This window comes from Tomitella biformata AHU 1821 (assembly GCF_000524475.1).
Classification (GTDB): Bacteria; Actinomycetota; Actinomycetes; order Mycobacteriales; family Mycobacteriaceae; genus Tomitella; species Tomitella biformata.
The window spans coordinates 31,755-44,836 of the sequence record NZ_BAVQ01000090.1; the positions used below are offsets into that span (position 1 = coordinate 31,755).

A 13,082-nucleotide genomic window follows, 5' to 3' on the forward strand; every position below is an offset into this window, starting at 1 on the left:
GGAGTGCGAAATGGGCAGGCGGCGCGAGACGAGGACGTCGACTCCGGCGACCCCGAAAACCGGGGGACCGGTCGAGGGTGTCTTCGAGATCGACACGGGCACTTGTGAATTGCTGAAGGACCGGTGGCAGCCCGGTGCGTGGATCCTGAAGATCAACGGCGCCGAGAGCTCGCACATCGACGTTGACGACGCGAGCAGCCTCGACTTCGAGTACATGCGCTGGTTCGCCGCGCTGATCGGCCCGCACTGGGCGCCGGACGTCCGGCTGCGGGCGCTGCACCTGGGCGGCGGAGCGTGCACGATGGCCCGCTACCTCGCCGACGACTACCCGGACGCGCGCCAAGTGGTCGTCGAGATCGACGGGAAGCTGACCGAGCTGGTCCGCGAGTGGTTCGACCTGCCCCGCGCGCCGCTGCTGCGCATCCGGGTCGGCGAGGCCCGCGCGGTGCTCGAGACGCTGACCGCGGACAGCCGGGACTTGATCATCCGCGACGTGTTCGCCGGCATCCTCACCCCGACCCCGCTCACGACGCTCGAGTTCACGCAGCAGGCCCGCCGGGTGCTCTCGCCCGGCGGGATCTACGTGGTGAACTGCGGGGACACCCGAGATTTGGCCGTCGCCAAACGCGAGTGCGCCACCATCGCGAAGGTCTTCGAGCACGTCGTCGTGATCTCCGACCACGCGATGCTCAAGGGCCGGCGCACCGGCAACATCGTCATCGCGGGCAGCGATGTGCCGATCGGCGACTCCGCCGCGTCCACCCGGGACCTGCTCATGGGCGCCGTGCCCGCGGCGCTGTGGCAGACCGAGCAGGTGGCGCGGTTCGCGTCGGGCGCGGCAGTGCTGACAGACCCGCCGCCTCCCGTGACTCCGTAGTCGCAGGCCTTCCGGTGAAACACAGCCCCTGCGGCGCCTGTGTTTCACGACAAGGCCTGCGAGTTCGACGGCGGGCGGGGGTTAGCGGCGGGTGGCCTCCTACTTCGCCCGTCCGGCGGCCTCGCGCCCGGCGACGCGGCCGAACGCCAACGCGTCGGCAATGTGGAAGCCGCCATCCTTGCGCCAGCTGTACGTGGAGCTGACCTCGCCCGCGGCGTACAGCCCACCGATCACGGCGCCGTCCGTGTTGACCACCTGGGACTTGCCGTCGCGGCGAGGTCCGCCGGAGCTCCAGCCGAGCAGGGGCGTGATCGCGAGCGCGTAGAACGGTGCCTCGGACACGTCGGACAGAGTCTCGGCCGGGCGCGCGAAGTGATCGTCCCGGCCGGACTCGCAGGCCTCGTTGTACTGGACCACGGTGCAGCCGAGTGTTTTGGCGTCGACGCCGATGAGCTCGGCGAGCCCCTCGATCGTGTCGGCGCGGCGGATCAGCCCGCTCTCGATCTCCGCGCTGTTGTCCGCGCTCCACAGGTGCTCGTCCATCAGCACCTTCCAGCCGACCGGCAGAGTCTCACGGCTCGGGCTGAGCGGTCCTGAGAGGCGCATGCGCTCGTCGAACACCAGGTGGAAGGGCTGCAGGGGGAAGTGCTCGTCGCGCCCGTTGCGGCGGATATGCCCGTGCCGCGGCGAGGCGGTCTCATCGACGAAGCGCCTGCCCTCGGGCGAGACGAACAGGTAGTTCTGCCCGGCCCACAGCGCGAGGTAGAGGCCGGGGGCCTCGCCGATGTCGATGCCGGTGATCGTCATCATGTTGTCCATGTGCCATAGGTCCGCGCCCACCTTCTGGGCCATCTTCAGGCCGTCGCCCGTGGAGTGGGGCGAGCCCCACAGGACGGACTCCGGCAAGCGGAGGTAATCGCGGACCATCTGGGGATTCGCCGCGAAACCGCCGGTCGCGAGGACCACGCCGCCGCGGCCGCCGATGCGGGTGGGGGTGCCGGCCGACTCGGCCGCGACGCCGATGACCGCCCCGTCGGCATCGGTGATCAGCTCGGTGGCGGGAGTGGAGAAGCGGATCTCGATCCCGCGCTCCGACAGGGCGGCGACGAGGAAGTCGTACAGCAGGAAGTCGCCCATCTGACCGCCGACGGTGTCCATGCCCGCGTAGCAGTCTGTGCCGTCGATGCCCATGCCCAGATACTCGGGCTCCGTGTGGTGCTGGGCGTTCTGCGAGACGTCCGCGCCGAAGCCGCGCAGCCACTCCGAGTTCTTGGCGGTCTCCGTCGCCCAGGTCTGCACGACATCGTCGGCGATGGGGTAGCCGCCGGCGAGGGAGTTCAGGAACACTGCGGCGAGTTCGGGGTCGCTGTTGATGAACCAGCCGCTGCCGGAGACGCGGGTGTTGCCGCCGGCGGTGGCCTCGTCGCACTTGTCGATCACGAGGACTCTGGCCCCGGACTCGTGCGCGCTCAGCGCCGCGGCGGCCCCGGCCGCCCCGATGCCGACGACGACCACGTCGAATTCCTCGTCAAACGCACTGCTCATTGTGATTCACCTTGTCTCTATTGGTATTTGGGGATTGTGGCCACGGCGTGGAGTTACGAGCCGAGATACACCTTGTCGACGACGAACGGGCCGGCCCCGATCGGGGTGAAGGCCTCGCCCTGCTCGGAGGACGGGGCCACCACGAGCCCCACTCCCGTGGCCAACAGCGACCAGAAGTCGGACCACGGCTCGGTGAGCTCGATGACGACGGTCGACGGGTCCGGCGACGTCATCGACGCCACGCTCGCGGCGAACAGCTGGCTGTTGTAGCCGCCCTTGGCGACGTAGCGGTCGATGCTCACATGACCGCGCTCGCGTCGACGGGGCTGCCATCGCTGAATTTCGCGCCCTCACGCAGCGTGAGAGTCCAGGTCTTCTGGTTGTCGCTGACGTGGACGTCCTGTGCGAGCTGGGGCTCGTAGCTGTCGTTCGCGGCGTCATAGCGCACGAGCGGTCTGGTTGCCGACTATGCCGGTCGTGGCGGCAGCCCTGGCCCCGGTCTTCGCCCCCGCCTCCGCTCGTTCCGCAGGCTGTCAGCACCATGAGCGCCGCAGCGAGAGAACCGCCGATTCGAACCAGACCTGGTCTGGCCATTCGCGCCACCTCCGTATGCACTGCTTGGACAGCAGCTTTGGGCTGAAGCTAGCCCTGTGACGGGGGTTACAAATCGGGCGATCTCAATGAGCGGAAGGGTAATCCTCCCCGGCTGGCCTGGGTGCTAGCTCGGCAGGAAGAACTGCACCCGGCTGGCCCGGCGGGCGCCGCGCTCGAAGTCCACCAGCGCCACGCCGCGCTTGCCGTCGAGCTCGATAGTCGCCGTGACCGTGTGGCCGGCGGAGAGCAGCTTGCGCCAGGTCAGGCTCGAGAGGTCCGCGATCGGCTCGGTGCCCGGGAACTCGACCGGCGCAGACATGGGGCGACCGGCCTTGAGTCCGGCGAAGAGTTGCTCGGTGGTGCGCTTGCCCGCGGCCCCCGCGCGGCGGAAGCCCTTCATGAACCCGATGGTGCCCGAGATACCTTGATTGCCAAGCAGTTTCGGCATCAGCTTGGTGGACTCGACGAGGCCGGGGAGTCCAGCGGCAAGGAGCTGGGTGATCTGCGTCGGCAGCTCCCAGTGCGCGTGCAGCTTCTCGATCTTGAGCGCGCCGTCCTCGGCGACTGTCATGTCATAGCGCAGGTGCATCGGCACCTGCAGTGGGATGGTGCCGCTCATCTTGGTGGTCAGCGTGAGGTCGCGGAACACGGTCATGCCGGCGACCACGTCGTGGTCCACAGCGAAGGAGATGTCGTTGGGCGCGATGAAGGTCGCGTAGAAGTTGGCGAGCGTCTCGCGGCCGCGGGCGGGTTGGGAGCCGTAGGGGTCGCACACCTCGGCGGAACGCGAGAACAACGCGAGCCAGGCGTCGCGGTCATGCACGGCGACAGCGGCGGGCGAGCGCTCAACCAGCGCGATGAGCTCTGCGGGAGTCGGGGAGGGGGTCATCGAGAGTTCCGTTCGATCTTGGGGGCTGCGGCGCCGATGTGGCGCATGATCCCGAGGAAGCCGAACACCTCGGGGTAGTAGACGGGCTTGCCACTGGTGATCAGGCCGACGGACAGCGCGCGATCCGGGTCCGCCCAGCCAAGGATATTGGAGAAGCCGAGGTGGCCGAAGACGTTCTCGGTGTCGGGGCCGAAGAGGCTGAACTGCTTCTCGCCCAGCATGAACCCCTTGCCGTAGCGCAGGGGGACGCCGAGGCTGTAGTCCACCTCGAGCGGAGACTCGGAGCGCACCGCGTTGGCCACGGTCTCGGGCCGCAGCACCCGCACGCCGCCAAGCTCGCCACCGCGGCGGAGCATCTCGAACAGCAGGGAGAACTCGTCGGCGTTGGTGACCACGTTGCCGGAGGGGACGACCCCGGTGAGGAAGCGAGGGTCGTTGATTTTGCGGACGGTCTCCTCGAGGGAGGTGCCGAGGATTCGATTGAGCACGGTCGACAGTGGCGGCGGGGTGGGCGGGCCGGTGCGGTAGCTGCGGCCGACCGTGGGCACATCGAGAGGGTCGACCCCGTAGTTGGTCCACCGAAAGCCCAGCGGGTCAAGAACTTCGGCGGACAACACATCGCGGATACTCCGGCCGGCGACGCGGTGCACGATCTCGCCGAGGATCGCCCCGCCCATTACGGCGTGGTAGGCCAGCCGCGTGCCGGGCGCGCTGTCGGGCTTGGCCTCGCTGAACGCGTGGACCAGGGCGTCGCGATCATCGAGGCGATCCAGGTCCATCGTTGCCGCCGGGTGCCGGGGGATGCCCGCCCGATGGGAGAGGAGATGGCCGATGGTGATGCCGGCCTTGCCGTTTCGGCCGAACTCGGGGATATGGTCGGCGACCTTGTCATCGAGGGATAGCTGTCCGCGTTCGGCGAGCAGGTGCACCACGATCGCTGTGACCGCCTTGGACGCCGAGCACAGGCAGAACGGGGTGTCGATGGTGGCAAGGGTCTTCGGGGCGTCGGCCTTGTCGTCGGGGCCGTTGCCCGCCGCGTGGCCAATCGAGCGCTGCAGCACCACCTGGCCCTCGCGCCGGATGCAGAGCTGGATCGCGGGGTGCGCCCCGCCGCGGTAGACGTCGACGACGGCGTCCCAGACTCTTTCGACCGCGTCGGCCGTCATGCCAACGTGGGTGGGGTCGGCCTCCGCGCCGCGGGTGGTCACGGATTCTAGGTCTGCGGGAATGCGCGCCCGGCGCATGATGTCGGGGACCAGGGGCAGGCGAGGCACGCTGAGCTTGGGGATGGACGACATCAGGTGCATCAGGCTCGAGCGCCCCCTCGTGATCGTGGTCACCCCGGCTGGGTGTGCCTGCACTTTAACCGCAGTCCGATCTTTCGGTGGCCGGCGTCTGGCCGATGACTGTATGCTTGCCGATAGGCAATTAGATGGCGTGGGCGATTTAGCACGGGCAGGAGTCCCAAGATGACGGCTTTCTCCGATGAGGACGTGCACCGAATCCGCGTCGCGCTGGGGCGGATCTCGCGCCGGGTGGACCGCAGCTCCGCGGAGGACGGCCTCACCCGGAGCCAATTCCTGCTGCTCTCCACGGTGGCGCGGCGGGGCCCCATCGGGGTGCGCGAGCTGGCCGAGATCGAGGGCTTGAACCCGACGATGCTCTCGCGGATCGTCGGCAAGATGGCCGAGTCCGGGCTGCTCGTCCGCGAGGGCGGGGCGGCGGACCGACGGGTGGTGGCGGTGCGGGTGACCGACGCCGGCCGGGAACTCTACGAGCGGCTGCGTGCCCGGCGGACCGAGGTCTTCGCGGAGCATCTGGCCGGGATCAGCCACGAGCATGCCGCCGACCTGCTGCGCGCGCTGCCGGCCCTCGAGGCGCTCGCGGAGCACCTGCCCGCGGTGGGCACATGACTCGCGCGGCAGCCATCCGGAGCCAGACCTTCGCCTCGCTGGTCAACCCCAATTTTCGGCGCTACATCTCCGGGCAAGGCGTCTCGGTGGTCGGCACCTGGATGCAGATCATCGCCCAGGGCTGGCTGGTCCTGCAGCTGACCGGCTCCGGCACCGCGATCGGCATCGTCGTCGCGCTGCAAACCCTGCCGATGCTGCTGCTAGGCCCGTATGGCGGCGTCATCGCGGACCGGGTGGACAAGCGGCGCCTGATGATTGCCCTGCAATCGGTGATGGGCGTGCAGGCGCTGGCGCTGGGCGTGCTGACGCTCACCGGGTCCGTCCAGCTGTGGCACGTTTATGTCCTCGCGGTGCTGCTGGGTCTCAACCAGTGCTTCGAGAACCCGGCACGGCAGGCCTTCCTGATGGAGGTCGTCGGACCAGGGCATGTGCGCAATGCCGTTAGCCTGCAGTCGGTGCTCAACAGCATGGCCAGGGCGGTCGGGCCGGCGGTCGCGGGCATCATCATCAGCTACGGCGGACTGGGCCTGTGCTTCCTGCTCAACGCCGCCAGCTTTGTGGCCGTCGTGCTCTCACTGGTCACGCTCAACCTCGCCGCGCTGATGCCGACGGAGCCGGCCGTCCGGGCGCGGGGGCAGCTGCGGGCGGGCCTGGCCTACGTGCGGCGCACACCTGAGCTGGCGATCCCGCTCGCGATGATGGCGCTGATGGGCTGCTTCACCTACGAGTTCCAGGTGGTGCTGCCGGTGGTGGCGGACAAGGTGTTCGGGGCGGGCGCGTCGGGCTACGGCTTCATGACGGCGGCGATGGGCGTGGGCGCCGTCGTCGGCGGGCTGTGGATCGCGACGTGGGGTCGCACGGGCGCGCGCTCGCTGGTGGTGATCGCGCTGGCCTTCGGCGCCGCGATCGCACTGACCGCACTGGCGCAGTCGCTGTGGGTCGCGGTCGCGGCGCTCGTCGTCGTGGGGATGCTCAGCGTCGGATTCACCGCCACGGCCAACAGCACGCTGCAGCTGGCCGCGGCCCCGGACATGCGCGGGCGCGTCATGGCCCTGTGGGCGGTCGCCTTCCTCGGCTCGACGGCAATCGGCGGGCCCGTCGCGGGCTGGGTTAGCGAGGAGTTCGGCGGCCGCGCGGGGCTGGCCCTCGCCGCGGTGACCTGCATTGTCGCGGCCGGGCTGGGCGTAGCGGGCATGATGCGGGGGCGGACGGCCGTGCTGGCGGTCTCGTAGCTGATACAGCAATCCGATGTTCGTGCTGTTCATCGTGTGGCTGACCAGCCGTCGCCGCTATAGCCCGCTGGTGATCGCGCTGTGTATGAGACCTGGCGTGGCGTAGTCCGCGAGGCCGTGGACGCGGCCGCCGCAGAGGGGGCTCTCAACGAGGGCTCCGACGCCCAGCCTGAAATCCTTACGCCCGCTCTTTGGTCTTACGCATGCGGCGGCGTGCGTAAAGGCAAAAAGCGGGCGTAAGGATCAGGGGGCGAGGGTCAGGCTAGGGCTGCGCCACCCAGGCCTTGTCGAACAGCATGATGCCGTCCAGGCTCGGGGTGATGCCGTGGGCGTTGGCACCCCACGGGATGAAGTACTTGCCGGCGTTGATGGACACGAACGGGGCCGTCTGGTTCGCCAGGGTCTGCATCTTGTCGGCCGCGGCGCGCTTGTCGTCAGCGGTCTTGGCGGTCTGCAGGCCAAGGAGCAGCTCGTCCATCTCCGGGTTCTGGAAGCCGAGGGCGTTGCCCGGCGACTGGCTGTAGAGGTTGCCGTAGAGGCGGATGAACGGCGCCGCGTCGAAGACATTGAAGCCCGAGTACGCGATGTCGTAGTCGTGGTCGGCGTACATCGCCTTGGTCAGGTCGGTGATGTTGTTGGTGTAGGTGATATCAACCGTGAATCCGACGGCCTGCAGCATCGACTGGAAGGCCAGCGCGCCCTGCTGGGTGGCGGCGTCGTTCATCGAGACCAGTTTCAGTTTGCCGTCGTAACCGCCGGCCTTGGCGTCGGCGAGGGTCTTCTTGGCGGTCTCAGGGGCGAAGCCGCTGCCGGCGACGTCGCCGTGCCACTCGGAGAAGTCCGGGAACATGTCGCTGGTCGGCAGGCCGGCGCCGGCCTCGGCGCGCTCGTTGTAGGTCTGGGGGTCGATGCCGGCGACGATGGCGCGGCGGACATTCTCGTCCGCGCCCGCGCGGCCCTCCCGGCTGTTGATCATGAGCACGCCGCCCAGGCTGGCCTGGAAGACGTAGCCGGGGTTCCCGGCGTCGAGGGCCTTCGTGACGACCTCGGCGTTGCGCAGGTAGATCGCCTGGACGCCACCGGAGTTCAGGGCGTCGATCTTGCCCTGCTCGCTGACGATCGCGGGGAAGCGCAGCTTGTCGATGTGCGGCTTGCCGCCGTGGTAGTCGGCGCGGGCGGCGAGGACGAGCTCGTCGTTGGGGGCGTGCTTCTCGACGGTGAACGGGCCGGCGCCGATGGGCGCGAACTCGCCGCTGGCCATCGAGGACGGGGCGACGATCATGCCGGGGCCGGTGTTGAACAGCGCGACGAAACCGTCCCACGGCCGCTGCAGGGTGAACTCGACGGTGGCGGCATCGGTCGCCTTCATGTCCTGGACCGAGGCCATCCACACCTGGGTGTGCGTGCCCTTCTTCGTCAGGTAGTTGTTGATGCTCCACACGACGGCGTCGGCGTCGACCGGGGTGCCGTCGCTGAAGGTGACGCCATCGCGCAGCGTGAGCGTCCACACCGTGTTGTCGCTGTTGGCGGTCATGGACTTGGCCAGCTGCGGGACGAACTCCGTGGTGGCGGGGTCGTAGCGCATGAGGACGTCGTAGATGGCGGCCATCTCGGAGCCTCCGGTCGCGCCGCCGTCCTGGCGGAACGTCGGGTCGAGCTTGGCCACGGAACTGTAGGTCGCGAATGAGAGCGTGCCGCCGTCCTGCGGGGAGCCGCCGTCGGCCTGGTTTCCGACGATGCCCGTGGTCACGGCCGACAGATCACCGGCCTCCCCGGCGTCGCCGCTGCTACCGCAGCCGGCGAGTAGGACGCCGCCGGCCACGGCGACCGCGACCAACGGGGTGAGTCGACGCCTGAGCTGAGCTCTCATCTGAGTCTTCCTTACGACGATCGGGGAGTGCAGGGCGGCACTTCAGTGGTCAGACTAGTCACTCACAGGACGATGCGTCAGCGGAATCGAGTTTCTCCCAGCGGGCCGGTCAGGCGGAGTACACCTCGACGTCGCCGACGACGGTGGAGAGCACGGTGATGTCCTTGATGGCCGCCGGCTCGCAGGCCAGCGGGTCGGCGTCGAGCAGCACGAAGTCGGCCAGCTTGCCCGCCTCGATGGAGCCCTTCAGCGCCTGCTCGCCCGTGATCGTCGCGGCCGAGGAGGTATAGCCGGCCACCGCGAGCTCCGGAGAGATCCGCTGCTCCGGTCCGAGGACGTGGCCGTCCCGGGTCACGCGGTTCACGGCGGTGTCGATGGTGAATAGCGGGTTCACGGGGGTCACGGGGCAGTCGCAGTGCAGCGCGAACGGCAGTCCGGCGGCGGCGATCGATGCGAGCGGGCTGATACGGCTGCCGCGCTCCGGCCCCAGGAAGCGGTCGCGGTGGCGGTCGCCCCAGTAGTAGACGTGGTTGACGAACACCGATGCGGCGACGCCCAGCTCAAGCATCCGGTGGATCTGATCCTCACGGAGCGTCTGCACGTGCTCGAGCCGGTGCGGGATGACCGTGCCTGCTGCCGTCGCCGCCGCCTCGATCGCGTCCAGGGCCAGATCGATGGCGCGGTCGCCGTTGGTGTGGATGGCGACCTGCCGCCCGGCGTCGTGGCAGGCAGCGACCATCGTCGCCAAATCGCCTGCGGGGATGGCCATCTCTCCGCAGTGGCAACCGCCCAGGTCGTGGTACGGCTCGGTGAGCGCGCCGGTGTGCAGCTGCAGGGAGCCGTCGGAGATGAGCTTGACGCCACCGATCGCAAGCTTGGTGGTGTCCGCGGCCGGCCCCTCCTCGGCCAGCCCCTCTGCCACAGCCAGCCCCAGGTAGGTGCGGGCGCGCAACGTCAGCTCGCCCGTGGCGAGCACGCGTTGGTAGGACGCGAGCATGTCGGCGGAGACGAACATGTCGTGGAAGCTGGTCACGCCCACGGACGCCATGCGCTCCAAGGCGATTCGCAATGCGTCGTCCAGCCCGCCGGGCGGGAAGCCCGCGCTGACCCCGCCCACGAGGCGCATGGCCGGGATCTCGCGGAACTCTCCTGTAGGCGCGCCGTCGGGGCCGCGCACGATCACGCCGCCTACGGGGTCGGGGGTCTGGGCGTCGACGCCGGCCGTGCGCAAGACGAAGCTGTTGACGTACACGCCGTGCGCGGACAGGTGCCGCACGATCACCGGCTGGGTGGTCGAGACCTGGTCGAGGTCCGCTGCGGTCAGCCCGCGGTCGTCCGCGACCAGGCTGTCGTCGAACCCGGTCCCGAGCACGACGGCGCCTGGCTCGCTCAGCGCGGCCCGCGCGCCGAGCGCCTCGAGCAACGCGGCGATGGTGGGACACGCGTCGGATCCCGCGTCGACATGTGCGGAGTCCATCCCCAGCAGGAACGGGTGCAGGTGGGTCTCGATGAAGCCGGGCAGGACGGTGGCGCCTGCGAGGTCGGCGATCCGGGTATCCGGGCCGGCGAGCGCGCGGATCTCCTGATCCCCGCCCACCGCGGTGAAGAGTCCGTCCCGGCAGGCGAACGCCGTGGCCACCGCGCCGGTCATCGTCCGTACGGTGCCACCTAGGTACACGCTGTCCGGGTGGCTGACCTGGCTCGGGTCGATCATGTCTGGCTCCAATGGGTCAGGACAAATCTCAGGATGTTGGTCGTGGCAACGGACACGATGGGTAGCCGTCGCCACTGGATCTTCTCTCAGCGGCACACCGGCTGAGTCGGGATTAGGGGATTTCTCCTGGGCGTTGGAGACGGCGTTGCGCGTTTTGGCAGCTTCATCTCGGTGCGCAGTCTCGGACAGTGAGACGCTACCGCTTGAATCTGTGGCAACAGTCACAAGATGGTCATTCGGGGTGCCTCAGCGCGGGCCATGCCCATGTCTTTATGGCCGCACACTTCGGCCAGATCAGTAATCACATTGAAGTGAGGATCAACGGATGAATTCTGAAAGGAGGCGACGACAGCGATGACGAAGACTGTGTTCAAGAAAATCGGCGAGCTGATCGTTGTGCTGTTCGTCGTCAGCCTCGGCACGTTCGGGCTTGTGTCGCTTATCCCGGGAGACCCGTCGGTGGCGGCCCTCGGTGAGGGTCGCACTCCGGAGGAATACGCGCAGGCGCGGCTCGAGATGGGCCTAGACGATCCGTTCTTCTCCCGATACTGGGACTGGCTCTCCGGTGCGTTGCGCGGCGATCTGGGCCGGTCGCTGGTGCCGCCGCAGTCCGACGTGATGGAGCGCATCAGCTCCGCGTTGCCGGTGAGCGTGCAGCTGGCGATCATGGGATTGATCATCGCGCTCGTGGTGTCGGTCCCGTTGGCCATGTGGTCCGCCCGGCATAGCGGCGGCCTGGTCGACCGGGTGATCAGCGCCTGCACGTTCGGTGTGCTGTCGATCCCGTCGTTCCTGTCGGGCCTGCTGCTGATCATGTTGTTCGTCAACTACCTGGGCTGGTTCCCGCGCTCGCAGTGGGTGCGGGTCTCGGAGGGCCTGGGCGAGAACATCTACCACGCGATCCTGCCGGCAGTGACGATCTCGCTGCTGGAGATGGCGATGTTCCTGCGGATCTTGCGCTCGGACCTGATCACGACACTGCAGGAGAATTTCATCCTGGTGTCGAAGGCGAAGGGCACCTCGAACCTGCGCCTGCTCCTCTCCGATGCGCTGCGTCCGTCCTCGTTCTCCCTGATCACGATGCTCGGCCTGGTGCTGGGCTCAATGATCGGCTCCACTGTCATCGTCGAGACGCTGTTCTCGCTGCCGGGGATGGGCTCGCTGATCGTGCGCGCCGCCCAGCAGGGCGATATGCCGATGGTGCAGGGTGCCGTGCTGGTGATCGCCGTCATCTATGTGGTGGCCAACGGCATCATCGATATCGCCTATGGATACCTCGACCCGAGGAGCCGACGAGCCCATGTCTGATCTCACTCATCCCAACCTCAACAACCCGGACGAGGCCATGCCCGCCGCGGCGCAGGGCGCGGCCGTGCTCGTCGACGACGGCGCGGTCGGCAACGACCCCGCGGTGATGGCCGCCGCGGGCGGCAAGAGCAGCCGGCGCGATCTGTATCTGCGCGGTGGCATCCTCCTGGCGATCGGCGTGATCGCCCTCGGTTTCGCGCTCGGCGCGGGCCCCGTCGTGATGGTGCTGCGCCTCGTCGTGGGCCTGATCGGCCTCATGGGCATCTACATGGGCGCCCGGCGGATCGGGCTGGCGAAGTTCGGCCCGGACTTCGACCTGACATTCGTGATCTCCTGCGTGTGGCTGGCGCTAATCATCGGGGTCGCGATCATCGCGCCGCTGCTGCCGCTGCCCGAGCATGTGGACACCACCAAGACACTCGCGGACAAGGGCTATGCCTCGCCGAGCCTGTTCTCGGCGCATCCGCTGGGGACGAACAACTTCGGCCTGGACCTGTTCTCCCGGTCTATCTACGGCGCCCGCTCCTCCCTGGTGGTGGCGGTCGGCGCGGTGTTGATCGGCATTATCGTGGGCGGGGCGATCGGCATCCTGGCCGGTTACTACGGCGGCAAGGTCGACTCGATCATCGGGATCTTGACGAACTCGCTACTCGCGGTGCCGTCGCTGATCCTTCTGATCGCGCTCGCGTCGGTGCTCAAGCCGAACCTGCGCAACATCTCGTTCGCCCTGGCCGCGCTGGCAATACCGTCGATGATCCGAATAGCGCGGGCGAACACCTTGACGTTCTCGCAACGCGAGTTCGTGTTGGCCGCCCGCGCCATGGGCGCGACCCGCTGGCGCGTGATGGTGCGCGAGCTCGCGCCGAACGTCGCGTTGCCGCTGGCCTCGCTGGGCATGGTGATGATCTCCGTGCTGATCGTGGCGGAGGCATCCCTGAGCTTCCTGGGCCTGGGCATCCAGCCGCCCATCCCGACGTGGGGCAACATGATCGCCGAGGGCCAGGGCGGGGTGTTTGAGAAGCATGCGTTCATCGTGCTGGTGCCGGGCATGTTCTTGTTCCTGACGGTGTTCTCGTTCAACATCATCGGCGAGAAGGCGCAGAAGGCAACCGGCGGCTCACGAGAGGCGAAGCTATGAGT

Annotated in this window: 12 protein-coding genes; 5 read left to right on the plus strand and 7 right to left on the minus strand. The window is 68.3% G+C overall.

The genetic code is table 11. The annotated features are described in order from the left end of the window. Window positions 1-10 precede the first annotated feature (10 nt). A complete protein-coding gene (locus TBIF_RS22240) occupies window positions 11-877 on the plus strand; it encodes a spermidine synthase (RefSeq protein WP_024796945.1) in 867 nt (288 codons plus the stop codon). A gap of 99 nt (window positions 878-976) precedes the next feature. Here the strand turns inward: TBIF_RS22240 and TBIF_RS22245 are convergent, their stop codons facing one another. The 5 genes from TBIF_RS22245 to TBIF_RS22265 all read right to left on the minus strand — a co-directional run bounded on the left by TBIF_RS22245 (window position 977) and on the right by TBIF_RS22265 (window position 5,245). Beyond that, complete coding sequence (locus tag TBIF_RS22245) at window positions 977-2,422, minus strand: FAD-dependent oxidoreductase (protein WP_024796946.1); 1,446 nt, start codon at window positions 2,420-2,422, stop codon at window positions 977-979. Between the two features lie 53 nt (window positions 2,423-2,475). Beyond that, complete coding sequence (locus TBIF_RS22250; RefSeq protein ID WP_024796947.1) at window positions 2,476-2,724, minus strand: hypothetical protein; 249 nt, start codon at window positions 2,722-2,724, stop codon at window positions 2,476-2,478. After that, a complete protein-coding gene (locus tag TBIF_RS25170; RefSeq protein WP_084611859.1) occupies window positions 2,721-2,870 on the minus strand; it encodes an ABC transporter substrate-binding protein in 150 nt (49 codons plus the stop codon). Before TBIF_RS25170 ends, TBIF_RS22250 begins: the two co-directional genes overlap by 4 nt. A gap of 270 nt (window positions 2,871-3,140) precedes the next feature. Beyond that, window positions 3,141-3,905 carry a nuclear transport factor 2 family protein gene (locus tag TBIF_RS22260; RefSeq protein WP_024796948.1) on the minus strand — a complete coding sequence of 255 codons (765 nt, stop codon included), beginning with the start codon at window positions 3,903-3,905 and terminating at the stop codon, window positions 3,141-3,143. Continuing rightward, window positions 3,902-5,245 carry a serine hydrolase domain-containing protein gene (locus TBIF_RS22265; RefSeq protein ID WP_235174953.1) on the minus strand — a complete coding sequence of 448 codons (1,344 nt, stop codon included), beginning with the start codon at window positions 5,243-5,245 and terminating at the stop codon, window positions 3,902-3,904. The genes TBIF_RS22260 and TBIF_RS22265 overlap by 4 nt, the downstream gene beginning before the upstream one ends. A gap of 129 nt (window positions 5,246-5,374) precedes the next feature. Here TBIF_RS22265 and TBIF_RS22270 point away from each other — a divergent pair, with 129 nt between their 5' ends. Then, entirely contained in the window at window positions 5,375-5,818 is a 444-nt protein-coding gene (locus TBIF_RS22270; protein WP_024796950.1) for a MarR family winged helix-turn-helix transcriptional regulator, read from the plus strand. Further along, a complete protein-coding gene (locus tag TBIF_RS22275; protein ID WP_024796951.1) occupies window positions 5,815-7,050 on the plus strand; it encodes an MFS transporter in 1,236 nt (411 codons plus the stop codon). The genes TBIF_RS22270 and TBIF_RS22275 overlap by 4 nt, the downstream gene beginning before the upstream one ends. A gap of 262 nt (window positions 7,051-7,312) precedes the next feature. Here TBIF_RS22275 and TBIF_RS22285 read toward each other — a convergent pair whose 3' ends face one another. Beyond that, complete coding sequence (locus TBIF_RS22285; RefSeq protein ID WP_024796952.1) at window positions 7,313-8,920, minus strand: ABC transporter substrate-binding protein; 1,608 nt, start codon at window positions 8,918-8,920, stop codon at window positions 7,313-7,315. Window positions 8,921-9,029: 109 nt separating this feature from the next. After that, on the minus strand, window positions 9,030-10,634 hold the full coding sequence (locus TBIF_RS22290; protein ID WP_038172408.1) for an amidohydrolase: 1,605 nt from the start codon (window positions 10,632-10,634) through the stop codon (window positions 9,030-9,032). 354 nt (window positions 10,635-10,988) lie between these two features. Here TBIF_RS22290 and TBIF_RS22295 point away from each other — a divergent pair, with 354 nt between their 5' ends. Together TBIF_RS22295 and TBIF_RS22300 are read left to right on the plus strand one after the other, a co-directional pair. Next, a complete protein-coding gene (locus TBIF_RS22295; RefSeq protein WP_024796954.1) occupies window positions 10,989-11,942 on the plus strand; it encodes an ABC transporter permease in 954 nt (317 codons plus the stop codon). After that, complete coding sequence (locus TBIF_RS22300; RefSeq protein WP_024796955.1) at window positions 11,935-13,080, plus strand: ABC transporter permease; 1,146 nt, start codon at window positions 11,935-11,937, stop codon at window positions 13,078-13,080. The genes TBIF_RS22295 and TBIF_RS22300 overlap by 8 nt, the downstream gene beginning before the upstream one ends. Window positions 13,081-13,082 lie beyond the last annotated feature (2 nt).